The 25,196-nt window shown below is 63.4% G+C and carries 18 protein-coding genes; 8 read left to right on the top strand and 10 right to left on the bottom strand.

What is annotated here, in order from left to right:
* Window positions 1-73: 73 nt before the first annotated feature.
* The 6 genes from ACYQ6J_RS15810 to ACYQ6J_RS15785 form a co-directional block, all read right to left on the bottom strand.
* Window positions 74-1,177, bottom strand: coding sequence for a P-loop NTPase family protein (locus tag ACYQ6J_RS15810; protein ID WP_460185156.1), 1,104 nt, complete (start codon window positions 1,175-1,177; stop codon window positions 74-76).
* A complete protein-coding gene (locus tag ACYQ6J_RS15805; protein ID WP_460185155.1) occupies window positions 1,174-2,256 on the bottom strand; it encodes a dynamin family protein in 1,083 nt (360 codons plus the stop codon). Before ACYQ6J_RS15805 ends, ACYQ6J_RS15810 begins: the two co-directional genes overlap by 4 nt.
* A 21-nt stretch (window positions 2,257-2,277) precedes the next feature.
* The gene (locus ACYQ6J_RS15800) at window positions 2,278-4,176 is read right to left on the bottom strand and encodes a dynamin family protein (RefSeq protein WP_460185154.1); all 1,899 of its coding nucleotides are present in this window, start codon (window positions 4,174-4,176) and stop codon (window positions 2,278-2,280) included.
* A 282-nt stretch (window positions 4,177-4,458) separates the two neighbouring features.
* A complete protein-coding gene (locus ACYQ6J_RS15795) occupies window positions 4,459-6,912 on the bottom strand; it encodes an O-antigen ligase family protein (RefSeq protein WP_460185153.1) in 2,454 nt (817 codons plus the stop codon).
* A gap of 12 nt (window positions 6,913-6,924) precedes the next feature.
* On the bottom strand, window positions 6,925-8,154 hold the full coding sequence (locus ACYQ6J_RS15790; protein ID WP_460185152.1) for a glycosyltransferase family 4 protein: 1,230 nt from the start codon (window positions 8,152-8,154) through the stop codon (window positions 6,925-6,927).
* On the bottom strand, window positions 8,151-8,696 hold the full coding sequence (locus tag ACYQ6J_RS15785) for a DUF4416 family protein (protein ID WP_460185151.1): 546 nt from the start codon (window positions 8,694-8,696) through the stop codon (window positions 8,151-8,153). The genes ACYQ6J_RS15790 and ACYQ6J_RS15785 overlap by 4 nt, the downstream gene beginning before the upstream one ends.
* Before the next feature lie 365 nt (window positions 8,697-9,061).
* On the opposite strand from ACYQ6J_RS15785, the gene ACYQ6J_RS15780 reads away from it, so the two are divergent.
* From ACYQ6J_RS15780 to ACYQ6J_RS15770, 3 genes are all read left to right on the top strand, one after another.
* Window positions 9,062-10,093 carry a nucleoside hydrolase gene (locus ACYQ6J_RS15780; protein ID WP_460185150.1) on the top strand — a complete coding sequence of 344 codons (1,032 nt, stop codon included), beginning with the start codon at window positions 9,062-9,064 and terminating at the stop codon, window positions 10,091-10,093.
* Window positions 10,094-10,162: 69 nt separating this feature from the next.
* A complete protein-coding gene (locus ACYQ6J_RS15775) occupies window positions 10,163-10,594 on the top strand; it encodes an arsenate reductase ArsC (protein ID WP_460185149.1) in 432 nt (143 codons plus the stop codon).
* Window positions 10,595-10,786: 192 nt separating this feature from the next.
* Window positions 10,787-11,758 (top strand): FHA domain-containing protein, encoded by a 972-nt coding sequence (locus ACYQ6J_RS15770; protein WP_460185148.1) that lies wholly within the window; start codon window positions 10,787-10,789, stop codon window positions 11,756-11,758.
* A 54-nt stretch (window positions 11,759-11,812) separates the two neighbouring features.
* Here ACYQ6J_RS15770 and ACYQ6J_RS15765 read toward each other — a convergent pair whose 3' ends face one another.
* Window positions 11,813-12,829 carry a DNA-binding transcriptional response regulator gene (locus tag ACYQ6J_RS15765; protein WP_460185147.1) on the bottom strand — a complete coding sequence of 339 codons (1,017 nt, stop codon included), beginning with the start codon at window positions 12,827-12,829 and terminating at the stop codon, window positions 11,813-11,815.
* 334 nt (window positions 12,830-13,163) lie between these two features.
* On the opposite strand from ACYQ6J_RS15765, the gene ACYQ6J_RS15760 reads away from it, so the two are divergent.
* Genes ACYQ6J_RS15760 through ACYQ6J_RS15750 form a run of 3 tightly spaced genes read left to right on the top strand, consistent with a single transcriptional unit; the run spans window position 13,164 to window position 17,424 of the window.
* Window positions 13,164-13,559 carry a GntR family transcriptional regulator gene (locus ACYQ6J_RS15760; RefSeq protein ID WP_460185146.1) on the top strand — a complete coding sequence of 132 codons (396 nt, stop codon included), beginning with the start codon at window positions 13,164-13,166 and terminating at the stop codon, window positions 13,557-13,559.
* Window positions 13,556-14,494 carry an ABC transporter ATP-binding protein gene (locus ACYQ6J_RS15755; protein WP_460185145.1) on the top strand — a complete coding sequence of 313 codons (939 nt, stop codon included), beginning with the start codon at window positions 13,556-13,558 and terminating at the stop codon, window positions 14,492-14,494. Before ACYQ6J_RS15760 ends, ACYQ6J_RS15755 begins: the two co-directional genes overlap by 4 nt.
* Complete coding sequence (locus tag ACYQ6J_RS15750; RefSeq protein ID WP_460185144.1) at window positions 14,491-17,424, top strand: hypothetical protein; 2,934 nt, start codon at window positions 14,491-14,493, stop codon at window positions 17,422-17,424. Before ACYQ6J_RS15755 ends, ACYQ6J_RS15750 begins: the two co-directional genes overlap by 4 nt.
* Before the next feature lie 129 nt (window positions 17,425-17,553).
* On the opposite strand, the gene ACYQ6J_RS15745 is transcribed toward ACYQ6J_RS15750, so the two are convergent.
* Window positions 17,554-18,330, bottom strand: coding sequence for a lipoate--protein ligase family protein (locus tag ACYQ6J_RS15745; RefSeq protein ID WP_460185143.1), 777 nt, complete (start codon window positions 18,328-18,330; stop codon window positions 17,554-17,556).
* A 341-nt stretch (window positions 18,331-18,671) separates the two neighbouring features.
* On the opposite strand from ACYQ6J_RS15745, the gene ACYQ6J_RS15740 reads away from it, so the two are divergent.
* The gene (locus tag ACYQ6J_RS15740) at window positions 18,672-19,802 is read left to right on the top strand and encodes a HEAT repeat domain-containing protein (RefSeq protein ID WP_460185142.1); all 1,131 of its coding nucleotides are present in this window, start codon (window positions 18,672-18,674) and stop codon (window positions 19,800-19,802) included.
* 27 nt (window positions 19,803-19,829) lie between these two features.
* Here ACYQ6J_RS15740 and aroH read toward each other — a convergent pair whose 3' ends face one another.
* Window positions 19,830-20,324 (bottom strand): chorismate mutase, encoded by a 495-nt coding sequence (aroH, locus tag ACYQ6J_RS15735; RefSeq protein WP_460185141.1) that lies wholly within the window; start codon window positions 20,322-20,324, stop codon window positions 19,830-19,832.
* 134 nt (window positions 20,325-20,458) lie between these two features.
* Complete coding sequence (locus tag ACYQ6J_RS15730) at window positions 20,459-22,552, bottom strand: tetratricopeptide repeat protein (RefSeq protein ID WP_460185140.1); 2,094 nt, start codon at window positions 22,550-22,552, stop codon at window positions 20,459-20,461.
* Between the two features lie 482 nt (window positions 22,553-23,034).
* Here ACYQ6J_RS15730 and ACYQ6J_RS15725 point away from each other — a divergent pair, with 482 nt between their 5' ends.
* Window positions 23,035-24,507 (top strand): Gfo/Idh/MocA family protein, encoded by a 1,473-nt coding sequence (locus ACYQ6J_RS15725; RefSeq protein ID WP_460185139.1) that lies wholly within the window; start codon window positions 23,035-23,037, stop codon window positions 24,505-24,507.
* Window positions 24,508-25,196: the final 689 nt, after the last annotated feature.

Here is a 25,196-nt window from a genome sequence, read left to right as displayed (position 1 = left end):
ATTCTCGCCCATCCCCAAAAAATCTCGCTCTAGCCGGGGATTACAGCCCTTTACGATCGCCGTGTTGTTCCGACTACTGCTTGCGCGAATCGCCTTTCTTGTCTGAGCTGCCAATTGACCCCAAGGCTCCCCCACCCATTGCCCCGCCAATTCCCCCGACGATTGCCCCCACGGGTCCCCCGGCGAAAAACCCGACGATTGCCCCGCCGATTGCCCCGCCGATTGCCCCGCCGATTGCCCCGACGATTGCCCCGTCGCTTGGGGCGTTGATTTCTGTCTCAGACTTGCCGCTTGGTTGGTGGTTTCGAACGGGAGCCTCCGTGGAATTCCTGGCGGCTTCCTTCGCTCTCTTTGAGGCTTCAATCTCTTGGACGGCATGCACCAGCCAATCGAGCAGTTCCGTCAGCCCCGTCGAAGCGAAGTCATGCTTGGGGATCCGGCGGGGCGATCCATCATCCGCCACAACGGTCTGCGTCTCCGCGACCGCGGCCACGCCGAATGGGGATACGACTTTACGGGCGATGTAGGCGGAGTACAGGTAGGGAACAGCCTCTTGTATGACGTTCTTCCATCCACCCTTTTGCCTGGCATAAGCCTCGTACAGGTCGATCTGCGTGAATACCAGGCAAGCTTGGCGACCGGCTTTCAGAAGTTCGTCGATCGCCGATTTGAGGGCGGCCTCGCTGGAAGCCCGCCTCGCGGGATCGCCCTCCCCCACAAAGTCCTTCAAATTCAACAAGAACAGCAAGATATCGGCACTGCGGCAATAGTCCAACGGTGCCCGCAATGCGTGCGGCAGCGAGTCGTCAGAAGAAGCCTGGTCGTCGTCGAAAATCTTGCGGATGTCCTGACCCGCGACATCGACGAGGCGGAGTTCGCAGGGGGGTGATCCGTCGACGTGCAATCTCCAATCAAGTTGATACAACTCACCGGGCGGGGTCGAGGGCGGCCAACCTCCCGACTGTAGCGTCGCCCACACCTGCTCCACGTATTTGATGGTCTTTGAATTGCACGGTTCGAGAAAAACGCCCCGACCGTCCACGAGACTGAATCGCTTGGCCAGTACGCAGGTCAAGACCGTCTTCCCCGCCCCCTCGGTGCCCACGATGGCGACCCGGACGGAGGAAGCTGCCGACGATGACGACGCCGACTGCTCGGAGAAATTTGCCCGATTCAATTTGAAGGCTCCAACTTGGATAACAGGTTGTTTTTCAGGCGGTGAGACGGCAAACAGGCCGTCCACCTGCTCCAACTGTCCGGTCGCCACCAGGGGGAGAGTTTGAAGCCTCGCGGGTTACGATACTCTTGGAGCCAGCAGCGGACATCGTCCAACAATTGGCATAACCCGGCTTCGATCGCGCCGATCCGACCGACGGTTTCCGACAACTCTCGGATTCGTTGCTCCAGCAGCGGAATGCCGGCGGCCTCCAGGAGTTCGGGAGAGTTTGTCTCCCGTCCGCGAAGCCCCTGAAGGCCGGACACGAAGTGGAATCGCGGCGAGATGGAAGAGGAGAGCATGCGAGAGAATCGCCTGCGAAACCGTTCCCGCTCGTGAGGTTCCCAATCTTCGCAACCGGTGACCACCACATCCTCGCACCTATCCGTGAGATAAGTTTCGTAGAAATCCTTTTCTCGTTTCCCGATCCCTTGCTCGGCTAGCACCACCCAAAACACCTGAGCAACATTGCTTTGCAAATAACGCTTCAGGGCCTCCTCGTGAGTGCTGGTTTCCGAGGCGGTTTGCGCAGCGCCAAAGCCGGGGGTATCGGCGATGACCAGACCGTTTGCCAGCAGCGGGACGGGCACCTGCACAACCACTTTCACGACGGATTGGCTGCTTCCCTCCGGGTTTTCCGAGGCCAGGGCGGCCAGACGCTGATGAAGCTCCTCGCAACTGTCGAGTTGCCAGCGCTGCTTTCGCACGGAGTTCTCAATGTGGACGGTCAATTGTAAAAACTCACCGTACGTGAACTCGATAGGTGCAGCGGTACAAGGACCGTTGCGACGGGGAGCGAGATCGCCCCCCAAAAGGGCGTTCAAGAGCGTGGATTTACCCACGTTGGTCAGTCCCACCACCGCCACGACATAGCCTTGCGTAACAAGTTGTAGCCGTCGGCGGATTTTTCGAAGCCACGCACAGGCATCCTTGAGAGCGGCGCGGACCTGCTCGTCCGAATGAAACGCCATCGTCTCATGGAAAAGCAAAAACAGCTCGTCAACGATCTCGCTAATGGCTTGGATGTCCGGCTCAATCATGGATACTTCTCAACGATGCGGCTATTGGGAAGCACCTTGTTCCGCACAGAAATCGGCTCCTTGCCGCAACAGTCCCTGAAGGCCGGTCGCCGTGTGAGCCAAGGTCTCCAACTCCGCCGGATCCGGCCGACGCTCAAGGGAACCGACCAGGACCGACTCGAGTTCCGCCAACTGGCGATCGAATCGATTTCGCAGGTCTTCGACGACGTTTGCACCCATCCGGCGAAGCAAGGGAATACGATCATTCCGGATGTGCTGGAAGACCTTGGCAATTTGCTCTCGACTCGCTCGGTCGAGCTCCTCTTTGAGCTTCATTTTGGAGGCTCGCCATGAGAAAGATATTGCCAGGGCGCCCACGCCCGCGAGCGTCCAACCCACCGGGCCGGATATTGCCACCCATAGCGGCGTGGTGGTCAATAGCGTTGGCAGAGCGGCGGAGGCCAGCCCCTGCGCGATTGTTTCAAAGCCGAGGGCGGACGCGACCGAGACTGCTCCCGAAAGCCCCGCGGCAACCGCGGCGTTCGCGGCGGCGATGCTGGCGGCGGTGGAGGCACCCGCCATGGCGAATCCGACTCCCGCGGCGGCAGCGGCGGTCCCCCCGGCGGCTGCCAGGAGCGGCCCTCGCTCCGTTTGCGGAACAACGCCCACCCGAACCTGCTCGCCCACAACCAATTCGGGATAATTCGTCTGGAGTCGGTCCGCCGCCTCTCGAACCCTTTGCTCAAAACGTGAGGATACCGGAAGAAGGTGCTGCTCGAGGGTATCGTTGACAAAGGTCGTCATTTCCTTGGCCAAACTAGAGACCTTAAAAACCGACGTTTGGGCGATGCGTTCAGCCACAGCGGCGATGCATTTCAGTTCGGCCTGATTCAATCCAACCTGATATTCCTCCAACGCCAACGCCCATGAGTTCTCGAATTCTCTTTCCATGCGTTGCCGCGTCGACTCGATCGCCAGCTTTCGTTGACGCAGATCAGCAAGCTCGGCGTCGATCTCCGCCTGGCTCTTCCGACTGTTGGCCAGCTTCAGATCGATGGCATTGGCGATAGGTTGCACCACGTTGCAGACTCGGGCGACGAATCGGGCGGCCAGAAACCGACCCTTGTTTGCCCTGATAAATCGGCCGATATCTTCTGTTAATTGGGTCAGTCCGCTACCGGCCAGGTCACCCTGGAAAGCACGCTTGGCGCTGATCCGGTAGATTTGATCCACGTGAATGCCCAACTGGGCGAGAAGCTGCATATTGTGGGCAACGCCCTCTTCAATCTCCTTTTCGGTGCACTCGTCCACCCGGTTGATGGCGAAAAAGATCTTGCGGATATCGTTCTCCTTGACCTTCTTCAGCAAATCGAGTTCGTCCTGATCGAGGGGCATTCGCGCGGTTACCAAAATAATCACCGCGTCCGCCTGCGGAATGAAGGCGTACAACAGCGCGTCGTGATGTTCGTGGATGGAACCGGCCCCCGGCGTGTCCACGAGTTCAAATCCGGACTCCAACCCGGAGAATGGTCCCTCGATTTCCACCACATCGACGCCCTTGCGATTCTCCGGATTGTATTCCTCCGTGACGTACTCGCGGATGCGACTGAAGCTGATAGGCTCGCGGCGACCGTCTCGAAAAACCACCACGGCGTTTTCGCGTTCAGCCCACCGAATTCGGGAGATTGCACTTGAAGCGGGCAACTTATCCACGGGTGCGACGAGATCGTCGGTTCGACCGAGGATGGCATTGATGAGCGTGGATTTTCCCCGCTTCGCTTTGCCCATTACGGCAAGACAGAACCGGTCGGCCCAAAGGGCGGCCTCGGCCTGCTCTATCGCCTGGACGACTGTGGCGTCGGCTTTGTCACCAAGCGTACTGACAATTCTCCGGGACCAATCAACCAGATTCTGACGCTCGGCGCCGATAAGTGCAGTCATGACCTTCCAATTCCTTCCTAGCGGCCCGGTCGGTCTTGTCGGCCGCAAATCGCCCAAAAAACGAACAGCCGTTTACCGGTCAAAACATACTCAGAGCAGTTTACCGTACGGTTACGCGGCTTGCAAGCGCGCGACCTCGGCGACAGATAAAGGAACCACCCCAGAGCATCTCGCCTGCGTCTGCATGATGCAACCTCATTGGGGACAAGTATATATCACCGGGCCCTTCGCCAAGAACTTGCATCTCGACCGGGGCGCGGTGAATTAAAAGCATTCCGCGACTTAGTCGTCCGGAGCGGAGTTAGACGGACGACGATTATCCAACCGGCGGGAGGCGAGTATTTGCATTTTATTGCGCCACTCTTCGGGCAACTTGCGCTCGGGATTGGCGATCGCGTCGTCTTGCCGGAGGGCGGTTTCGGCCTCGCGTGCCGCCTCCGCGGATCGGCCCTGCCGGAACAAGATGTCGGCCAACCTGGCGCGATAGAGGACCTGACTGGGTTGGAGCGCCATAGCCCGCCGCGCCGCCGTCTCGGCCTTGCGGAGCGCCGACACGTCGCCCGCATTGTCGGCGGCTTGCAAATACGCCAGCACCACACTGAAGGCCGCCGAATCGGAATTCGGCGCCAATCGCCGCAAACAGTCGGCGGTACGGTCGAGGTCCGCTTGCAAGGCCTTTCGATCGGGGGCGCTCGGCGCGAAGCTCGGCGGGGAGCCTTCCTCCCCTTGCGCCATGGCCGCGCTGAGCACCGCCAACCGCCGCAACAGCGGCTCCACGGCCAAGGGGTCGGCCCGGGCCGCCGCGTCCAATGCGGCCAAGGCGGGGCGCGGGTCGAGGTCGGACCGCGGCACTTGCTCCATCAGCGCTCGACAACGAAGGACCGGCGCGTAGGCCGTCGCGTAGCAGGCCGCAGTCAGCAGGGCGAAGACGCCGGCCGGCGCGTAGGCGACCGGACCGGGGGCCTCGCGCAAGTCGTTCGCGACCCGCGGTGCGGAAGGTCCCGCCGCGTCCTCCATCCACGAGATGCCGACCGCCGCCAACAGCCAAAACGACTGCGCAACCCCGGCGAAACTCCAGCCGCCGGAGGCCGACCAATGAATGAGCAGGACCGCCGCGGCCAAGCCGCACAGGGCCGCCTCGCGGCCGGGCGAGGCCCCGCCGGCGCCGGACGGACTGCGGACCCAGTCGCCCATCGCCCAATAGACGACCAGGGCGACGGGAAGCCCCACGAGCACAGACGACAACGTCTGCGGGGCGCTGGAGAGCAGGCTCAGCGTGAATCCCAACGGCCAGGCCGCGACCAGAGCGAGCATCCACCATCGGGTTTCGCGGGGATCCCCGCCGGGCGACGCATCGGGTGCGGACACCGCGGCCGATTCATCGGTCGATGCGTGTCGCGCGAGCCTTCCGAAGCGGCGGATTCGAAGATAGAAGACGGCGAGCAGCCCAATCAGCGCCGCCAATGCAAAGACGCCCGCCACGGCCCAGACTTCGAGCAAGAAGTTGTGCGGATCGCTGATGTCCTCGACGGCGTCGGGTAGCCTGAATTGGGCGTAAACATAGCGGAAGTTCCCCGGCCCGCAACCCAACCACGGGTGCGCCAGGATCATTTGCACCGTGGCCTGCCAGTACTGCCCGCGAAAGAGGAGCGATTTGCCGGCCTCGTAGAAGACCAAGGGGTCGAGGCCGCCCAGGGCCAAGGCCAGCCCAATCAGAACCGCCAAGGCGGCAAAGCCTGCCAACAGTAAGAAATAGATGCGTCGGCCCAGCGCCTTGCGATGGGACCAGGCCAGGGCAACAGCGCCGACCACAGCGGCGAGATAGCCCGCCCGACTCTTGGTGAGAATCAAGCAAAGCCCCAGCGTAAACACCGCCGCAGCGAGGACCGCAGCGCGAAGGATCGCGACGGCGCGGGGGGACGTTGGGGCGGCGGAGGTTGCGCCTTTGCCGGAGTCTTGCGACTCGCCCCGCAACTGCGCGCGGCGCCATGCACCGGCGGCGGTTTGCCCGATGGCCGCCAAGAGCACCATTCCCCAAGGCAGCAGAAAGCCCGCCAGCGAGTTCGTCAAGGCGAACGTGGCCAGCGGTTCCACGCTGAAGAAGCGGTTTTCGAGCAATCGCAGGGCGTCGGGTTGGTGGAGGTATTCGCCCAGCCCGGCCAATTCCAAGTAGCGGGCGGGATCGCTGCGATAGGCCGCTCGCACGGCGGGCATTTCCACGCCGTATTGATACAAACCGAAGGCGGCCAAACCCACGGCCACCGCGACCATGACCGCCAAGATCGCGCGAACCCTGCGCGTCGTCCACTCGAACTGCCGCAAGTACAGGAATATCAGGGCGAATCCCACCGCCTCCCACAGCATGTTGACGGCAGGCCGCGCCGTACCCCGAAAAACGGCCGTCAGCGCCGACGCGACGTAGGCCAGGGTCAACACTACCACGGCGGCGTCGGGCGGACCGAAGCGAAAGCGGATCCGCGGTCGACCGGCACGGAACAGCCACCACATCACGGCCAGGGCCAACCACAGCATGACGACGGGAAGGCCGTCGCCGCGATCCGCGCCTTCGCTGGGAAACAGAGGTCGGGCGGCCAGCAGCGTCACCGCCGCGGCCAAGAACCACGGTTGCGACGACTCGCGCGACGCCGGCGAAACGTCGTGCGCAGGCATGGCGGCGGAGGGCGACTTGCCGCCGGGCGAGACTTGCGAGCGTCGGTCTTTGCGAGGCCGCGACATGGAGCTTTCCCATCAGGACGAGTGGCTCTCGGGAACGCCGTCGCCGGTCGAGCCGACCGTCTCCGGTCCGGACGATGGAGCGCGACCGTTCCGCCCGCGTCGTAGCTGCCGCCGACCGGTGGCTTCCAAAATGGCGATCAAACCGAGCATACAAAAGACTAATAACAGGATGACCCCGGCCCCGAAGGTGTCGACCTGATGCAGGAGGAGCGCCCCCAGGCCGCAGGCCGCCGTCGCCAGATAGATGGTCAGCACGGCCTGAGGCGGCGTCATGCCCAACTCCACCAGGCGATGGGAGAAGTGGTTTTTGTCGCCCACAAAAGGACTGCGCCCCGCCCGAAGCCGAATCAGGACCACCGTGGTGAAATCGTACAGGGGGACGGCCAGCGCGCAGAACGGCGCTAAGACCGCGTGTCGCGGCAGATTCGACCCGGCGAACGTGGCGGTCATCGACATGACGGCCAACAGATAGCCGAGCCAATAGCTGCCGCAGTCGCCCATGAACAGGCGGGCGGGCGGGCGATTGTGCCACAGAAAACCGATGCTCGCCCCCACCATCACAAAGAAGAATCCGGCCACGAAGAGCTGCGGTTCGCCTCCCGACGTCTTCGGCGTCAACAGCATCACCACGGCCAAAATAACCGCTGCGATGGCGGCGATCCCCGCGGACAGACCGTCCATGTTGTCGAGCATGTTGAAGGCGTTGATCATGACCACGATCCAGAAGACGCTGACTACGAACGTCAACCAAGGTATATCGAGGAACATCGTCATGCGGAAACCGGAGGCCACGGTCAGAATCGCCGCCGCGAACTCCACGGCCAGTCGCAGTCGCCAATCGAGTTTCCAGAGATCGTCCGCCAGCCCAAGCAGCATCATCACGGTGCCAATGCCCAGGATGGTCCACAGCCGACCCGATTGGAACCGGATTCCCGGCAAATGTTGAATCGCATCCGCGGGCAGCAGGGCGGTCGCGGCGTCGCGAAGGATTTGGGGGATCGGCGTCCCCGACGTCCCATTGCCGGCCAGCAACGCGGCAAGCAGCGTGGCGACCGCGAACGGCAGGACGATGCCCAGCCAAATCGCCAACCCGCCCGAGGTCGGCATCGGGCGCGCGTGAATCTTGCGGTGTCCCGGCCGATCGAGCAACCCCAGTCGAGGTCCCCAACGGCGGAGCGCGAAGCCGACGGCCCAACTGACCGCCGCCGCCGTCACCATGGCGCCCAGTATCAGCCCGATCATGGAGCGGTCTCGGTCTTTTTTATTCCGTGCAAATAGTCGCGACAACGATCAAAAAAGGGATGATACCGGGCCTCGCGATAGTCCGGAAAAGTCCAAGGGTGCGGCTCCCAAACCCCGCGACGATAGAATAAAGTGACCTCGGCGAATATACCCTTCGATAAATACACGCGGTGCACAAAGTCCTTTGTCGACGCCAGGACTAACTTAGCGGGCGTGATGTAGCCGGGATCGATATTGACGGGACGAGGTTCCGGCACGCCGGAGGTCGCCGCATACTCCTCTTCCCAAGCGTTGCTACGCAGCTTGATGTCCGCCAGATTGGCGGGATCGATCCGCCCCGCCGCGAAGAAAAGCTTCTTAAGCTCCGTCCCCATCGAGGCGGCGTAGTAATCGGTTTGATTGAAGGAATAGACCGGGCTTTCCAGCACGATCGGACCGAACTCGGCTTGCAGTCGCCGCCGCACCCAGTCGAGAGCTTCCTCGTACCGACTGAAAGCGGCCACGACGAGCAAGGCGGGGTCGGGTAATTTGACGCTGCCCATGGCCGACTTTCATTCCTTGTCAGGAAGTGATCGATCCCCGCGGTTCGGCGGGAGAAGACGTTGCCGCCCCGGCGCCCGCCGCTCGGCCGAACCCTCGGGAAGCGGCGACATCGCCCATGTCTGCATTGTACCACGCCGCGGCGGGAACGCGACGGAACGCGCACGGATGCCCCGGCGTTCGTGCGCAAGGCTTGCTTTGGCCGCCGGGACCCATCATAATTTCACGTCGCCCAGGCTCGAAACACATCCATCAACCCTGATGTCGCATGGTCCGTTCCGCCGGACGGCGCTCCCGGGACCCGCCTCCCGGGAAGAGTCGCGTCGGTAGCTTCGCAGAGCGAGTCATCGCGAGGAGAAACTCCCCCATGAAGTCCAACATCTTGCGTCGTGATTTCGTCTTGGGTACCGCCGCCGGGATTCTCTACGGAACCGGTCGGAGTTGGGGCGCGGAAGAGAAAAGGCCCGGCGTCACCGCCGCGCAGGCCTTCGGGGTCATTGCCTCGGGCAAGAAAGTGCCGGTGATCCTCGATACCGACATCGGCGACGACATCGACGATACTTGGGCTCTGTGCATGCTGCTCAAGTCGCCGGAATTGGACCTGCGTCTGGTGGTGGGAGACGCCTACAACGCGATTTATCGGGCAAAACTGATCGCCAAGCTCTTGCAGACGGCGGGCCGAATCGACGTCCCCGTGGGAATCGGCTTGCGCCCTGAAGACCATGCCGGAAGGCAGACGGCTTGGGTCAAGGATTATGACCTGGCGAGCTATCCGGGCAAGGTCCACGAAGACGGGGTCCAATCCATCATCGATACCATTCGCGCCTCCGCCGAACCCGTCACGCTGATCTGCATCGGTCCCGTGCCGAATATCGCGGAGGCTCTGAAACGGGCGCCGGATATCGCCCAAAACGCCCGATTCGTAGGGATGCACGGCAGCATTTACAAGGGCTACGGCGGAAGTGCGGAGATTTCGCCCGAGTATAACGTCAAACGGGATCCCGCCGCTTTGCAGGCGGTCCTCCGGGCCCCGTGGGAAATCACCATCACGCCCCTGGATACCTGTGGCTTGGTGCGACTGGAGGGCGAAAAGTTCCGCCGGGTTTTCGAATGTCGGGATCCTCTGATCCGCGCGTTGATGGAGAACTATCAGCACTGGCGTGAGGCCGGCGAAAAGCGGTCCTTGCCACCGCCTACCGCCAGCAGCACACTGTTCGACACCGTGGCCGTGTATCTGGCCTACTCGGAAGCCCTCACCGAAATGGAGAGCGTCTCCTGCACGGTCACCGACGACGGTTTCACCAAGGTGGACCCCGCCGGTCGCGTCGTCCGCGCCGCCGTCCGCTGGAAAGACCTGGGAGCCTACGAGGATCACCTCGTGAAGCGTCTGACCGGATGACCGCGGTCGTCGCGCTCTTCGCGCACTCTTTTTATTCTTGTTGGTCTCGAAGACATCCCGGAAAGCATCATGGCGAAAAGCGTGCTCATCCTTTGCACGGGCAATTCGTGCCGGTCGCAAATGGCCGAGGCTTTGTGGAACGATCTGGCGGGCGGCGCTTGGCAGGCCGTTTCGGCGGGTTCGCGTCCCGCCGGTTACGTCCACCCCTTGGCAATTCGAGTCTTGTCGGAACTGGGGTTGGACCTGTCCCAAAACCGCAGCAAGCACTTGGACGAATTCCGCGATCGGCCCTTCGATTTGGTGGTGACCGTCTGCGATAACGCGCGGGAATCGTGTCCGGTCTTTCCCGGGGCTCCGCAAACGCTTCACTGGCCGTTCCCGGACCCCGCCGAGGCCGATGGCACGGAAGAAGAAAAACTCGCTGTGTTCCGATCCGTACGGGACGCCATTCGCGAGCGGATCCAGGCCTTCCTGCACGCGGAAGCCGAATCTCGGTCGTAGCCGCAAGATCGACGGATACCGCATTCTCCGCAGGGCGCGACTTGCGCGGGGTCGCGCCGAGACGCCCGTAATGCCGCACCCGCCCCGGAAGCGGCGTTGTTTGGTCGCCTTTTTGCGACTAAAATGCAAGGGTCGGCGCTGTCGCAGCGTTTTCCTCCGACTCGTGCCTTCCTTTGCGTGAGAAGCCCGCCGATGCTCGTTCGCCTCAAAGTGATTCGCGGCAAGGCCAACCGCGACGTGGTGGATCTTTCGATCCCCGCCGTGATCGGCCGCAGTCGCGAAGCCGACCTGACCGTCATTCACCCGATGATCAGTCGTCGCCACTGCGAGTTGTTCAAGCGGGACGGGCGGATCATGGTCCGCGACCTGGGTTCGCTGAACGGCACGTACCTGGGGGCGTCGCCGATCAAGGAGAGCGAACTTCGCGCGGGGGACACGCTCGCGATCGGTCCGTTGACGTTCGAGGTGGACTTCGTCAGCGGCTTCAAGGGAGATCCGCTTCAAGGCCGCGCCGAACCTCCCGGCGATCCCCAGTCCGATCTGGTGGTGGCGGACTCGGATCCACGCGGATTCTCGGCCCCCTCCCCGGCGACGGATCGCGCCGGCGCCCCCGGGGACAAGCTGGGGACCGAACCGCAACCCTTCGCCTCTCCCGAATCCTCCGCGCCCACCGTCCCGGCGAAATCGGAACCGCAATCCGCGGAACCGATCGCCGACACGGACAAGGTGGATGCCGGCCCGCAAGGGCTATTCGGCGACCTTCCTCCGCCGGAGTCTTTTGCGCCGCCGCTCACGCAAACGGAGCAGTCCGCGGAGTCGGATGCGGCCGAGGAGCCCGCGTCGCCCCAAGACGAGCGCCCCAAGCATTCTCCGCCTCGCAGCGAGGCCTGGGCCGACTCTCCCGCCCCTTTTACCCCGATTATGCGAACCTCGCCGGTGAAGCCTTTGCCGGAGCCTTCCGACGCAGAGGACGAAACGAACCGTCCTTCGCGCGTTCGAGGCGGGGAAGACTTCTCGCTCCATCTGCCGGATCGCGTGATCCCGGCGGAAAAGCTTCCCGATGCTCCGGCATCTAATGTCGCGCCGATTTCGGACGATCCCTCCCCCGGCGCGCGGCCGACCGCGCGGACCTCCGGCGGTTGGTGGCCGTTCGGCAAGCGTTGAAGCCGAGGGGTTCCGTGCACGGCCTGCCGCCGGACCTCGCCCGACGACCGTCGCTCATTCCGCCGAGGCTGCGACGAAGTTCTCCATGCCCGGCAAGAGAAGCTGAACGGGCGGGCGGCACGATTCGCGATAACGCGCCCGATACGCCTCGGCCATGTGGATCATGATTTCCACGACCAACAGGTCCGCCCGGGTGATGACGTGCCGACTGCTCCGCGATCCCAGACCGTGGATCAACTCGGCGGCCACGTGAACGTGCAATTGCATCACTTCCCGCGGCGAGACGGCGGCGGTCACCAAGACCTCGGCCAGCGGTCGCAGTTCCGCCGCCAAATTGCCCGTCCCCATGATCACGTAGGCCCGCAATAGTTCGCGGTAATGGCTGATCAGCGTTTGCGGCAGGTCGGGCGGATCGGGGATGAAGTCGCCGCCGGGGACGCTGATCGGTCGCTCCGAGGCCGCTTCGCCCGATTCCAAATCGGGCAGGTCCGCCGCGGAATCCGCCGCGCGGAGGCGTTCCAGATCGCCGATCAGCGATTGTTGCTGGCGGAGAAGGCGCTCGGCCTCCTCCTGTTCGCGGCGGAGTCGTTGTTTCTCGGCCTGCAAGAGACGGCGGTTTTGCCGCATCAATTGGCACCGTTGAAGGGCCTTGGCGGCCAGCCAAATCAGGCCCCGCGTGGTTCCCGTGTTGACGCAGACGTAGCCGTCGGCACCGGCCTCGTAACACAGGACGGCCATCTCCTGCTCGCTTTGATGTCCGAGCACGATCAACGGTTCGTCCGCGCCTGCCGCCCGGCACCCTTCCACCAATTCCAGGGCGTCCAGTTCTCCCGGTTCGTGCGTCACGAGGACGACGTCGAAAAGCTCATCGCGGAGTCGGGCCAATCCCGCCAGGGCGCCCACCGACTCGTGCAGATCCACCTCCACGGCGGCGTCGGCGGAAAAGGCGTCGGCCAACCAACCGCCGGTCCGCTGGCGATCGCAGACGTACAGCACGCGCAGATGGCCGGGCAACCCCTGCCAAAGGGGATCGTAGCGCGTCGTGTTGAGGCGTTTTCCGCCCTGCGGCATGATGCTCGAATTTCCGAATTGAAGCGCAACGTGCAACGCTCTCGGCCTACTACGCCTGGAGGGCGGAACTATAGCGACGCTTGCGAACGGGAATCAAGACGAGTTTTTGCGTTTTTCGCCCCGCCTGTGCCGGGCAACGCCCGTTCAGAGCCCGACCCGCTGCGGCGGGGGCGATGGCTGCTTCTTGCGCCGGGGGATCGCGTCCGCCCTCAGGGGCGCCCTGCGGCACGCGGTCGGACCGGCGAACCGGCAAAAAATGCGCGCGGAAAAAAGGGTTGACGCCCGCGGCCGGACCTGTATACTGTATTAGGCAACTAATACAGGAGACGGACGGATGTTCTTCCAGATCGATCCCGGCGACGCCGCCCCCATCTACGAGCAGATTTCGCGGCAGATTCAATTCGCCGTGGCCTCCGGCGGTCTTGCGCCGGGCGAGATGGTCCCCTCCGTCCGCGAGTTGGCACGGCGGTTGGCGGTCAATCCCAACACGGTGGCCCGGGCGTATCGCGAGTTGCAGTCCCTGGGTATTTTGGACGCCCAACGTGGTTTGGGGCTGACGGTCGCCGCCGACGCCGTGGACAAGTGCCGCGATCAGCGCGGACGATGGATCCGCGAGCGATTGGCGCAGGTCGTGGCCGAGGCCCTCCGCGCCAAGGTCTCCGCCCGACAACTCCAGATCATGTTGCAAGACGTTATCCAAACCCTTTCTCGGCAGGAGTCCCCAACATGAACGCCGTGATTCGTACCGAGGAACTCGCGAAACGTTTCGGCCGGGTGAAGGCCTTGGACGGCGTTTCACTCGAGATTCCGCCGGGTGTGGTCTGGGCGTTGCTCGGGCGCAACGGTGCCGGCAAATCCACGCTGATCCGCATCTTGATGGGGCTTTTGGAGCCTGATCGCGGCAGGGCCGCCGTGCTGGGGCACGATTGCCGCACCGAATACCTGACCATCCGCCGCAAGGTCGGTTACGTCCCCGAGTTGCCCGTCCTCTACGACTGGATGACCGTCGCCGAAATCGGTCGGTTCTGCGCCGCCTTCCATCCCGCCGGTTACGTTTCCGAGTATCTCCGCGTCGCCGCGCAGTTCGGTCTGCGGCCCGATCAGGAGTTGCGGCACCTCTCCAAGGGAATGCGGGCGGGGGTGGTTTTGTCCCTGGCTCTGGGGCACGATCCCGACCTGCTCATCCTCGACGAACCGACCTCCGGTCTGGATGTGATGTTTCGGCGGCAGTTCCTGGAGAGCATGGTCGATCGCGCGGCAGCGGGCAAAACGGTGTTCCTGGCCAGTCATCAGGTACACGAAGTGGAGCGCGTGGCGGATATCGTGGCCTTTCTCAAGGAGGGTCGCGTCATTTTGGTCGAGCCTTTGGAACGGCTGAAACGGGAAATGCGTCGCCTGATTCTCACCTTCGCCGATGACTCGACCGCCGAACATTCCCGACACGCACTCGCCGCGGAAGACGGCGTGTTGCGGATCGATCGCGACGGGCGGCAATTGGAGTTGGTGGTTCGATCGCCGGAAGAATCGCCGGAAGGGCGTTTCCAGGCCGCCTCGGGCGTCCAACGGATCGCAGCGCACGCCTGCTCGTTGGAAGAGATCTTCACCGCGTACATGGGACCGGAAATCCAGCGCGAGGCGTCTTCGCCGGAGGAGGCTCGGACATGACCGCGAGCTTATCTCAAACTCAGACCGCCGCAGGCCGAGAGAGCGACTTCGGACGCGAGGTCTTCGCCCATGCGTGGCGGTACCTGCGGCAGACGCGCCCCTTGATCCTTCCTCTCGCCGCCGGTCCCATCCTGCTGGTATTGATCGGCATTATGGCCTCGTTGGGTATCGGTGAGTACGAAAGGTCGAGTTTTCACACCACCGACCTGGCATTCCTTTGCTTCGTATCGGGAGGGCTTTTCGCGCTGGCCTTCGGGGCCGCCGCCTTCGCCGGCGAATGCGAATCGGGGACGGACGCTTTGCTGCGACGACTGCCGATCCACCCCGGTCCGCTGATCGTTGCGGTTTTCGCGGCGGGAGTGTCGGGCGCGGCAGTCGCTGCCGCGCTTGCCCTGGTCCTGCTCGCCGTTGTGGACGTCCTATTCGGCGATCTCTCGTTGTTCAACTTGCCTTGGCCCTACGAACCGCTGATGGGCAGCATCTATTGGATGGGTTTGGGTGCCGCATTTCTGGCTTGGGGAGTCTTCTATTCCTTGAAGATTCGCCGCGTGATTTGGGCGGCAGTCTTGGCCGCGGCGACCGCCTACATTTCGGACGCCGCCGTCACGTCCTGGCTCACGGAAGGCAAGGGGTTCACTTGGGAAGCCGCAGCCGAGCTTACCCACTTTCGGCTGGCCTTGGTCGCGTTGGTCGTGTTCGTCGATGCCGGCCTGATCCGCGCATGGTTGCGCCCGGAACCGGCAGTCTCAAGGAGGGGCATCCTCGCGGCGCTCCGGCAAGCGGCGGAGACGCTCGGCAAGAGATTTCCCGCGCCGGCGACAACGGCAGGACGGGGCCTGTTTTCGCGACAACAGCCCGACTTGCAACGTCCCGCCGATCAACAATTGCACTGGTTGCAGGTCCGGCAGACCGGGGCCTTGACGGCCACGATGACGACCCTGGCGATCGTGACCACGATGACAATCCTGGCGGGGTTTGGCGCCGCCGCGTACGCACCGATCTCGCAACCAGTCGCGGAGATTTGTTGGAATTATGTTTTTCCGGTGGGAATCAGCGTCCTCTTGGGCATGCAGGCGACGACGGGCGTTTTCGTCTTCGGCCAAGATCGATGGCGAGGTACCCGGCGATTCTTGGCCCCACAACCCATCCCGCCCGGCAAACTCTGGCTCACGCGGCAGCGCTGGGGAATCGCTTGGTGCGCGATTTGGACCACTCTCCTCGCCGCTTGGATCACCACGGCAATCGCAATCCATCCCGCCGCCTTCCTCGAACTCCGCGACAACCCCATGCCCTTGTGGCTGCTGCCTTGGGGCGTGGTGATTTACGCGGCGGGGCAATCGGCGGGCATGTTTGCCCCGGGGATCCTCCACGCCCTAATCCTCGCCGGGGGCCTCACGCTCTGCGGCGGGGTGATCCCAACGCTGCTCTTCGCCGTGGGACCGGATGAACGCATCCCAGGATTGAGTTTCACAATCACCCTGGCCGTCCTGGTCGTCGCACTCGTATGGCAAACCCGGCGGTCGATCCGCAATTGGTTGGAGGATCGCCCCTCAGGCTCGCTGCGCGAACGACTCTCCACTCCCATCCTGTGGGGGCTGATTGTGATCTGGTTCGGATTGCCGTGGACGCGGGTGCTGCTGATTCCGCGGGCGGATTCTGAGTCGCTTCAGCAACTGAAAGTCGCGCAGCGGAGGATCGCGGAGCCGTGGATGGGGCCGCTGCCGGAAGGGGTTTCCGGCTTCAATCACACCATGGAACTGGCTCGCCTCGTTCGCTTTTCCCAACCGCTTTCGACCTGGGCCCTTTACCGCGAGACGTCTTCGCGGGATGCGGCGGATGATGCGACGAGAAAGCAATTCCTGGAATCCGAGTCGGCGGCGGAATTCTTCCGCCTCGTCGCGGAGATTCCCAAGATGCCCTACTTTGATGTCCGAGCGGCGGCGCTGCACGGCGAGGCTGGGCCGTGGCCGGACGAGTCCTTCGAATACGGCGCGGGCTGGTTCGATTTTCAGACGATCCCGGCCTTGGAAAACTTCGCCCGATCCTCGGTGAGGGCGGGGGAAATCGACAAGGCGCGGAGCGTGCTGATCGCCGCGCTTTGCCTTCGATTCCGCGCGGAGCGGACCTATCCCCGTGTTTTTGAGGAGTTCTACGCCGGATCGGCCGCAACGAATTGGTGGCGTTGGGGCGATATCGTGTGGGAATGGAGTCGCACGGAGGGGCAAACTCCACAATCCCTCCGCGACATGTTGCACGAGATTCGCAACGTTGTCGCACGCGAGCAGATCCCGCTGGGCGTACGCGTGACGCTCATCGGCGATTATTGGCGGGAAGGCTTCCTAAGCGACGCCGGTTCCGGCATGGGTCGCGAGGGGCCTAGGATCGCCTGGTGGCCCGGCGAAACCTGGTTCCTCCCCATCTACGTCACGTGGTCGCCCGGCGAAGGACAACTCCATCGAGCCAGGGTCGACCGCTTGCTCGCCAAATACCTTCCCATGGCCGTAAAGTACGACGAGCGCGGCGTCCTGCCGTGGCGCGCTCGGCGGCGATTCCAATTGCCCGAAGGGGAGAGGGACCGGTCCATTGCGATCGGATGGCGCGCGACCGAGGCGATCCGGCGATCGATGGACGCGGTCTTCCGCAATCGACTGTCCGCCGACGTGCATGTCGATGCCGCATGTCTGCGATTGGCGATCCGCGCGTATCAATTCGAACACGGTCGCTATCCTGAACGCTTGGAAGAATTGGTGCCGAATTATCTACCCGAGATTCCGCTCGTCGCGGGCAGCGGGCGAAGCTTTACCCTGCGATTCCCCCCGGCAAGCTCGCTTGAGAGCGGGGCGTCGCCGGTCCCGATCTTGAATGCCGACGGGGCCGAATTCCCGCTGGAGCCGAGGCCGTCCGAAGACCAAAAGGAATCGCTTGAGTGAGCCGGCGGCTCATGTTTTTTCCTGCGCGGAAACACCACCGGCTTACGCTGGTGGCTCTACGGTTTGCGCGACAGCGCGGCAAAAAATTGGAGCCGCCGGCGTGAGCCGGCGGTGGAGAACGGCCGAAACTTAACGCTCGAAGTGCCACGCGGGATCGCGATAGCGCGGCAGAAGCCTCTGCAATTCGTCCGGAGGTAGCTCGGGCGGAGGCTCCCAAGCGTGCCAAACCGTTCTCAATGCGTCGCACAGCGCGGCCCGATCCAGCGGCAGATTGCAGAGGAAGGCGGCGTGGTCGCGCCCTCCGCGATATTCCGGTCGCCGCGGCGGCATCGCCAAGAGTTCCTCCACCAAGGAAATGTCGAAGTCGTAAAGGATCGTGCCGTGATAGAGCAGCCAATCCCTGCGACAGCGGAGGCTGTTGCCCGAGAACTTCCGCGGGGCGGAACCGGCGACGCGGGGCGCGTCGCCGGATGGGTCACGAGCGTCGCTTTCGGAAGTCGCATGCCGGGCCAGGTCGCTGATTCCCGCTCGGATCACGCCGGGAACCCGGGTCGCCAAGGCCGCGACGATGGGATCTAAAACGGCGGAGTGAATCCGGTCCGGTTGGCGCGGCAAATCGCCGGAAAGGGGCAGGACCAAGGTGTACATCCAGCAACCGGGGCCGATGACGACCGCCGCCCCGCCGCTGCATCGCCGCAACACGGGAACGCCGTGAATCCGGCATCGCTCCAAACGGACCTCTTGAGAGACCCGGGAAGCACGTCCCACCACTACCGCCGGCGCCGCCCATTCCCAAACGCGGAGCACCGCCCCCACACCGCGACCGTGCTCGGCGGCTTCGAGCAGGGCCTCATCCAGGGCCAGGTTTTCCTCCAAGGTGGGTAAGGTCACATCCCAAAAATGCATACGCGGTCGCGCTCCGAGGGATTGCCGACGCGGTCCCGACTTTCCGAACAAGCCGACCTTGCAGGCCGGGCGTCACGCCTCAACCGTCCGCGTGCAACGTCCTGCGTCGCACATCGTCGTTGGGAACGTTGCAACGCGGAGCGCCGGGGTCGGGTTCACGATCGGATCAAAACAAGATTTTGTATTCACTTTTTGGCTTGACAGAGCCGCGGCGACCGTCAAAAATACTCCTGCGTTTACCACGCGGCGGTATCGCGTCTGCGAGCCGAGCGATCCTGTTCGGCATGGCGGGCGGCGCCGGGCGTTTTTTCCTCCGAACAACCTACAGGAGGGCCTCTTCCATGGTACGCGACGATCGGGCCGTCGGCGTTTCTTCTCCCACGGGGCAGGCTTCGGGAACGGGTGCCGCGGGCGGGCCGCACTTCACGGCCGATTCCTCGGTGGAATCCGCGGAGTCGCTTCGGCATCCTCCGCGCGACAAGGGCGACCGCGAACCGCCGGACGCGCCCAGCCGTGCTCTTCCTTCGTTCTCGTGGCTGGTGTTTTCACGACTGGTGTTTCCGGGCATCTTCCTCGTGTCGGCTGTGGCGGGCTTGGCGGCCCTCCGCGAAGTCTTCATGCCGCGTTTGGACATGCCGAAGATATTGGACGGCATCGAACTGGGAGGTTCGGCCCGGGCCGACGCCTTGACCCAGGTCCACGAAGCCATTCTCGATCCCCGCTACCGCGATTTGAAGACGAATCCGGAATTGGCCGCGACGCTGATCCGGGTTTTGGAGGCGGAACTGAATCAGCCGGCGGGGAGCAGTCCCGAATTCGCCGTGGTCTATCGGGCCCAACTGTGCCGTCTGGTTCGCGAACTGGATACGCCGCAGACCGTTCCCGTCCTGCTGACAGCGGCCGAATGCCGCATCGCGAGCTCGCCTCAATTGGATTCGCCGATCCGTCGCGCCGCGGCGGAGGGCGTGGTGATGGCCTTGGAGCGTCACGGGCCGGATTGCGTTCGCGCCGTGCCGGACGGCGTGGCCGTCCTGTGCCGCGCGGCGAAGGATCCGGTCCCGCCCGTCCGCGCTGCCGCCGCCGCTCTCGGTTACATCGGCGGCGATGAGGTTCGCGACCTGCTCCGCGAGATGCTGCACGACGATACCGACGTGGTGCGCTACAACGCGGCCGTCGCGTTGGCTTACTCGGGTTACGGCGCCGGGCTGGATACGCTCCACGAATTCCTCCGCAGCGAAAACGTCCGCAAATTGGCCGCCACCGGTTCCACCGACTCGGTCATCGGCGAGCGGACGTGCAAACTGCTGTGCCGCTCCTTGACCGCCCTGGATCGGCTCTCCGACCGCTCGCCCGACGAACGCATGGCGATGCTGCACCCGGCCATGGAGGACCTTTGTCTGAGTCGGGCGCCCGAGGAAGTGCGAACGCTGGCCATGCGCGTGGATTTGAAGATTCAGCGGTTGCAGCGCTAACGTACGGGACACCGCGGCGCCGCGCGACTACGACGGGTCGTGCCCGGCGGAGGTTGCCCCCTTTTCGGAGCGCGACGACGTCCGCGCACTCGGTTGCGGTTGGGGGTTCAGATGGGCTTGAATCCACCGCTCTAGTTCGTCCCAGTCCACGGGGGGCAAGGCGGAGAGGTCCGGTCGCAAACGCTCCGCATCCCGCAGATAGACGTGCACGATCTCGTCCGCGGACTTGGCGGTGTTCCAATGGATCAGGATCCGCACGCATCGGCCGAGTGCGCCGGGGACGGTCATCTCGTGGCCGCACAAAAGCGCCGCCTGCATCCACCCCAATTGCCGCGCCGCCAGGGCCGGAAACTCCGCATTCAGATCGGGCGTGGTCGTGAAGATGACGCTGGCCACGTCGCGCTCTTCGATTCCGTTTTGGCGGATCATCATGGCCAGCAAGAGGCGCGTTCCTTCCAGGATGGCCTCCGGCGTATTGGCGTCCACGGTGATCGCGCCTCGAACCCCTCGGCATTGTTGCATGGGCACGACCCTTGATCGACTGGAAACGCGAACTCTCCCGTCGCCGCCGCAAACGCCCGAACCCGATGGGCGATCGACGGCAAACCCTCCCGAAAATCCGAAAAGCGGAAATCTCCGACGAAAACTCCCGCGACTCAGTCCTGGCCGGGAATCCACAGCTTGGATTTCGATTCCGGGTGGGAAGGCGACGATTCGGGTCCGGAGTCCGGAGTCCACAATCCCGGCGACTCCGCGGGGGCAGGCGAACTCGGCCCCTCTTCGGAAGATTGGGACGCAGCGTAACGCATGACCGCTTGCAGGAATTCCCGCACCTCCGGTTCCTCGTGGTGGGCTTCGGCCAAGTGCAACAATTCGGCGCGGGCGTCCGCCGCATCCAAAATACCCGCCGTCGCAAGCTCCAAATGGACCGCACTGTGTGAAAAGCCGGCTTGATCGGCCAAGGCCGCGGCCTCGTCACGCATCCGCTTTGCCGTCTCGACGTCTTCCGCCTGCCTGATCAAGTAACGATAGGCCTCGAAAACGATCGGGGCGGGAATGCGTTCCCGGCGAGCGACGACCTCTTGGGCGAGGCGATCCGCCGTTCCCTCGATCCCAAGCGTGACGGCCTCGAGGCAGTACAGGCCCGCCTCTTCGTCGCTCAAAGCGGCGGGATCCACGCGGGCCGCCACCGTCACCGGCACGCGCAGATCGCCCTCCATCCGGGCGGAAGGCCGCGCGGCGCCGTCTTGCAGGTTCCACTCCGTCTTCAATTCCTCCAAGACGATATCCAATTCCGGAGAATCGAAGTCGCGCATCCATTCGATCACGGCCTTGAGCGCTCGTCGCTTGCCGGGATCGGTCGCCGCCTGACGCGGGGTAAGGTCGTCGAGGGCCTTGTTGGGACGATCCGCCCAAACCTCTTTCAGCAACCGGCGGAAAAGGTCGGTTTGCCGGTCCGGGAGAACGCTTTGCAAAACGTACGCCGCCGTGAGGGTCAGATTCGATCTTCGCCCGATCACCACGCGGTCGAGAGCGACCGGTTCGCGCTCGCCCAACCATTGCCGCAGCGTATCCTCCAGGAACGCCTGATCGCTTTCCATCACGCCGGTGAATTGGAGCTGCGCATCGCGGTCCGTTTGCCGACCGAAGTACATGAGGATGGCGACCGCTTCGCTCTTCAACTCCGTCGGCAGGGGAGATCCTTCCGCCGGGCATTCTTTCCGAAAGACGATCGCGACCAACTCCGGCGGCGGACCGCCGCCGAATTCCTCCGGCGACAAGCTTCGGTCCACCACCTTGATGCGGCGGTCGGACAGAATGGCTTCCTTGACGCCCGCCGGATCGGGAAGCGCATACGTCAGACTCAGGCTGTCCTCGGCGTCGCCCCATGGATCCTTTTTCAAGTGATACGAGAGCACTTTCGCCTCGACGGCCATGTCCTCGTCGTCGGTCAATTCGCTGTAGCGGAGGAGACTTTCTCCCGCCGTCACGTAGTCCGCCTGCCACAGGCTGCACATACCCAACAGGTACCACGACAGAGGCTCTTCCGGTTGGCTTTGAATCCGTTCGCAAAGCATGCGGCGGGCTTCGGTCAGCAGGCCCGAATTGATCGCCGAAGCCAGTCGGCGAAATTCCGGCGGAGAGTCCTCCTTCACGGAAATGGGGATCATGACGGGCGATTCGCGGAGTCGCAAGGGTTGCTGAGGGTCCTCCATCATTCTCAGCCGAATCGGCCTGATGTCCGACACCATCGACGGAATGTGTTGCTCGATCCAGATGGACCAGTAAAGGACCGGCGGCCATTCGCCGTCGTCGGACAGCTTGCGGAGCACCAGGATCAAGGCCTGCACTTGGCGCGACGTCAAGGGGGCTTTCGCGCTGAAGCTGGCGTGGAGACTTTGCTCCATCACCGGCAGGGCCGACTTAGCGTCGCCCTGGAGAAGCAATGAGAGGGCGCGTTCGGCCAGGGCCACAGGATTGTTCGGAAAACGAGACAGGAATTCGTCGACCGCGGCGACGGTATTCTCGTAGTTTCCGCTCGCGCGCTCCAACACGGTCTTGTACGTCCACAAGCAGGCTCGTTCCGGTTGTTTGGCCAACAATTGATCGACGAATTGCAAGGCCGCCCGAAGTTGCCCGCCTTCAATCATGCGGCTTATCTTATCTAGGTCCTGCCAGTTGTTGGGGCAGCAGAACTTGACCTTCTTCCCCGTCCCGGCAGGGCAAAAGCTGTAAGCTTCAAACGACATTAGGAAATCTCTTATGCTTTGGAACGTCCGAAAAACCTCGACCGAATCCCGATGACTCGATCCGGCAAAAGCATCGTCGGTTCGATGCGTGCCGACACCCATGGCGCCCCGCCGCCAAACCGACCGCGACAACTCACCCGGCTTGCCACGTCCGCTCGCCGCGCATGGCGACCTTTGATTCTAACAGATCGGGATCGCACACGGGAGGTTCCGCGAGCGCGCACGCGGGCGGGCTTTGCTTTGTCCGCATTGGAACGACGTCTCGGGACGCTCGCCGCCGGGCGGTGCCTCGCCCGCCTTGTCGGTCGGCACGCGATCGTGTAACACGTCGCCCTCCCTCGCGCCCACGACGATAACCGGTTGAAAGGGCTTGATCGCCGGTCTATCATGGCTTTTCGTTGATCGCGGACGGCGGGGTACCGCCTCCCGCGGGCGGCGGGCGACCGTCGCCCTATCACCGGTCTATCTCGCGAGGTGTTTCCATGGCTGGGCGGATAAACGGCAAGCGGCTTTCACGCCGCGCTTTCGTGCAAGAGAGCATCCTGGGCATGATGGCGGCCGGCGCCTGGGGCAATCGCGTCTTCTCGCAATCGTCGGGCGGTCCCGCCGGTCCGGTTTCCGCCAACGAAAAGCTCCGAGTCGCCGTCTTGGGCGTGCGGGGTCGCGGTCAGGATCACGCCCAGACCTACGCCTCGCGAGCCGATTGCGTGGTGGCGTACTTCTGCGACCCCGACCGAGAGATCGGACAAAGCTACGCGGACCGTTTCGCGGCGCGATTCGGCTATCGGCCGAAATTCGTGACGGATATGCGGGAAATCTTCGCGGACCCCGCGGTGGACGCGGTCTCCATCGCCACGCCCAACCACTGGCACGCCTTGGCGGCGGTCTGGGCGATTCAGGCGGGTAAGCACGTGTACGTGGAAAAACCGGTCAGCCACAACGTCAGCGAGGGCCGACGGATCGTTCAAGCCGCACGAAAATACGGCAAGCTATGCCAAGGAGGCACGCAGCGCCGTTCGGACGGCGTATTTCGAGACGCCCGAGCACTGGTCGAAAAGATCGGCCCGGTCCGCGTGGTCCGCTGCGTCATGTATCGGCAGCGGAACCCGATCGGCCCGCCGGGCGACTACCCCGTGCCGCCCAGCGTGGACTACAACCTCTGGGCCGGACCGGCGCCCATGGCCAGGGTCACGCGGCGGTCCTTCCACTACGATTGGCACTGGTTCTGGAACTTCGGCAACGGCGAAATCGGCAACAACTGCGTTCACGCCGTGGATACCGCCCGGATCATCGTGGACGTCCCGAACTTGGGGAAAGGCGTCCTATGCTACGGCGGTCGACCGGGCTTCCACGACGCCGGCGAAACCCCCAACACGCAGGTTTCGATCCACGATTTGGGCGGCCTCACGTTCGTCCAAGAGGTGCGGAACTTCAAGACGCCGCCGCCTTTCCTGGGCGGAACCGTGCTGGTGGTGGGCGAGGACGGCTATGTGGCCACGTCCATGGGAAACCGCGTCACTCGCTTCGACAAAAACGGCAAGGAAGTCGAAACCATCACAGGACAATCGGTGGACCACTTCGGTAACTTCGTCGAGGCCGTCAAGGCGGGCAAACCCGAGATGCTCAATGCCGATATCGAGGAAATCCACATCTCCTCCGCGTTCACGCACCTGGCGAACGTCTCGTACCGACTGGGGCAACCGGCGGATCACGCCGCTCTCCAAACCTCCCTGGAAAAGTTCCCCTCCAACGAGGACGTACAGGCTACGCTGGAAGCCATCGAAGCGCACCTCCGCGAAAACGGCGTCGATTTGTCGGCGGAACCCCTGACGCTGGGGCGATCGTTGGCGTTCGACCCCGCCGCTGAACGCTTCGTGGACGACTCCGAGGCCGACGCCCTGCTGACGCGAACGTACCGTGAACCGTTCGTCATGCCCTCGGCCGACCAACTCTAGGCCGGGCTGGCGCTACTGTCGTATCGGCGTTTGGCCCGCGATTCGGCCTACCACCTCGGTCCTGCTACCCGGGCGGCGAGGATTCGTGACCGATTCGTCCCACGCCCCCGGCGGTGCGGTCGGACGAAACCTTGTTTTTGCCTTGTATTTGGCGAAATGGGCCGTCCGAGGGGTCCGCGGCATGAACTGCCCCGCAAGTTGGCGAAAATCCGCGGCGGAGAGCGGAGAGCTGAAGTCTTTGGCACACGCTTTGCACTATTTACTACCGGTCGGAGGAAACGCCGACTGCGGACCTCTGGCAAACCGGCAGGCAATTCGCCCTCGCCGAACACGGAACAGAGAAGAGGTTTTTGGATTTTGGGGCCGGTACTTGGAAGAGGTACCTGAGTTTTGGGCGGCGTCGGGCCCCCCAACACGCGAAGCTCTCCTCTGAACACGAGGACCCACCCGACGACCCAACATCACCGGCCTCCAATTGTGCAGGCGAGCCGACTCTTGTTGCCCGAGCAAGACGGCTCGCCTGTATTATTTTGCTGTATTAAAAAAGCGCACCTGATTCAATACAATACACCCTATCGGGTTATGCGAATTTCTTTACCCCGCTCGCTCCGGACGATTTTCGGCAGTCCGCCGTAATTCTTCAAATCGGCCCTCGCGTTTTTGCCGCTATTCCCCCTAAAATATTCGGA

The organism is Thermopirellula anaerolimosa (assembly GCF_054657335.1).
Note: the sequence above shows the minus strand (reverse complement) of the source record. Positions and strands in the feature narration are given on the sequence as shown.

Coding starts and splice junctions, on each gene's coding strand:
- ACYQ6J_RS15800 (WP_460185154.1), bottom strand. CDS start 4,176: ATGACTGCACTTATCGGCGCCGAGCGTCAGAATCTGGTTGATTGGTCC.
- ACYQ6J_RS15805 (WP_460185155.1), bottom strand. CDS start 2,256: ATGATTGAGCCGGACATCCAAGCCATTAGCGAGATCGTTGACGAGCTG.
- ACYQ6J_RS15725 (WP_460185139.1), top strand. CDS start 23,035: ATGGCTGGGCGGATAAACGGCAAGCGGCTTTCACGCCGCGCTTTCGTG.
- ACYQ6J_RS15750 (WP_460185144.1), top strand. CDS start 14,491: ATGACCGCGAGCTTATCTCAAACTCAGACCGCCGCAGGCCGAGAGAGC.
- ACYQ6J_RS15775 (WP_460185149.1), top strand. CDS start 10,163: ATGGCGAAAAGCGTGCTCATCCTTTGCACGGGCAATTCGTGCCGGTCG.
- ACYQ6J_RS15760 (WP_460185146.1), top strand. CDS start 13,164: ATGTTCTTCCAGATCGATCCCGGCGACGCCGCCCCCATCTACGAGCAG.
- ACYQ6J_RS15785 (WP_460185151.1), bottom strand. CDS start 8,696: ATGGGCAGCGTCAAATTACCCGACCCCGCCTTGCTCGTCGTGGCCGCT.
- ACYQ6J_RS15780 (WP_460185150.1), top strand. CDS start 9,062: ATGAAGTCCAACATCTTGCGTCGTGATTTCGTCTTGGGTACCGCCGCC.
- ACYQ6J_RS15755 (WP_460185145.1), top strand. CDS start 13,556: ATGAACGCCGTGATTCGTACCGAGGAACTCGCGAAACGTTTCGGCCGG.
- ACYQ6J_RS15790 (WP_460185152.1), bottom strand. CDS start 8,154: ATGATCGGGCTGATACTGGGCGCCATGGTGACGGCGGCGGCGGTCAGT.
- ACYQ6J_RS15745 (WP_460185143.1), bottom strand. CDS start 18,330: ATGCATTTTTGGGATGTGACCTTACCCACCTTGGAGGAAAACCTGGCC.
- ACYQ6J_RS15730 (WP_460185140.1), bottom strand. CDS start 22,552: ATGTCGTTTGAAGCTTACAGCTTTTGCCCTGCCGGGACGGGGAAGAAG.
- ACYQ6J_RS15765 (WP_460185147.1), bottom strand. CDS start 12,829: ATGCCGCAGGGCGGAAAACGCCTCAACACGACGCGCTACGATCCCCTT.
- ACYQ6J_RS15770 (WP_460185148.1), top strand. CDS start 10,787: ATGCTCGTTCGCCTCAAAGTGATTCGCGGCAAGGCCAACCGCGACGTG.
- aroH (WP_460185141.1), bottom strand. CDS start 20,324: ATGCAACAATGCCGAGGGGTTCGAGGCGCGATCACCGTGGACGCCAAT.
- ACYQ6J_RS15795 (WP_460185153.1), bottom strand. CDS start 6,912: ATGTCGCGGCCTCGCAAAGACCGACGCTCGCAAGTCTCGCCCGGCGGC.
- ACYQ6J_RS15740 (WP_460185142.1), top strand. CDS start 18,672: ATGGTACGCGACGATCGGGCCGTCGGCGTTTCTTCTCCCACGGGGCAG.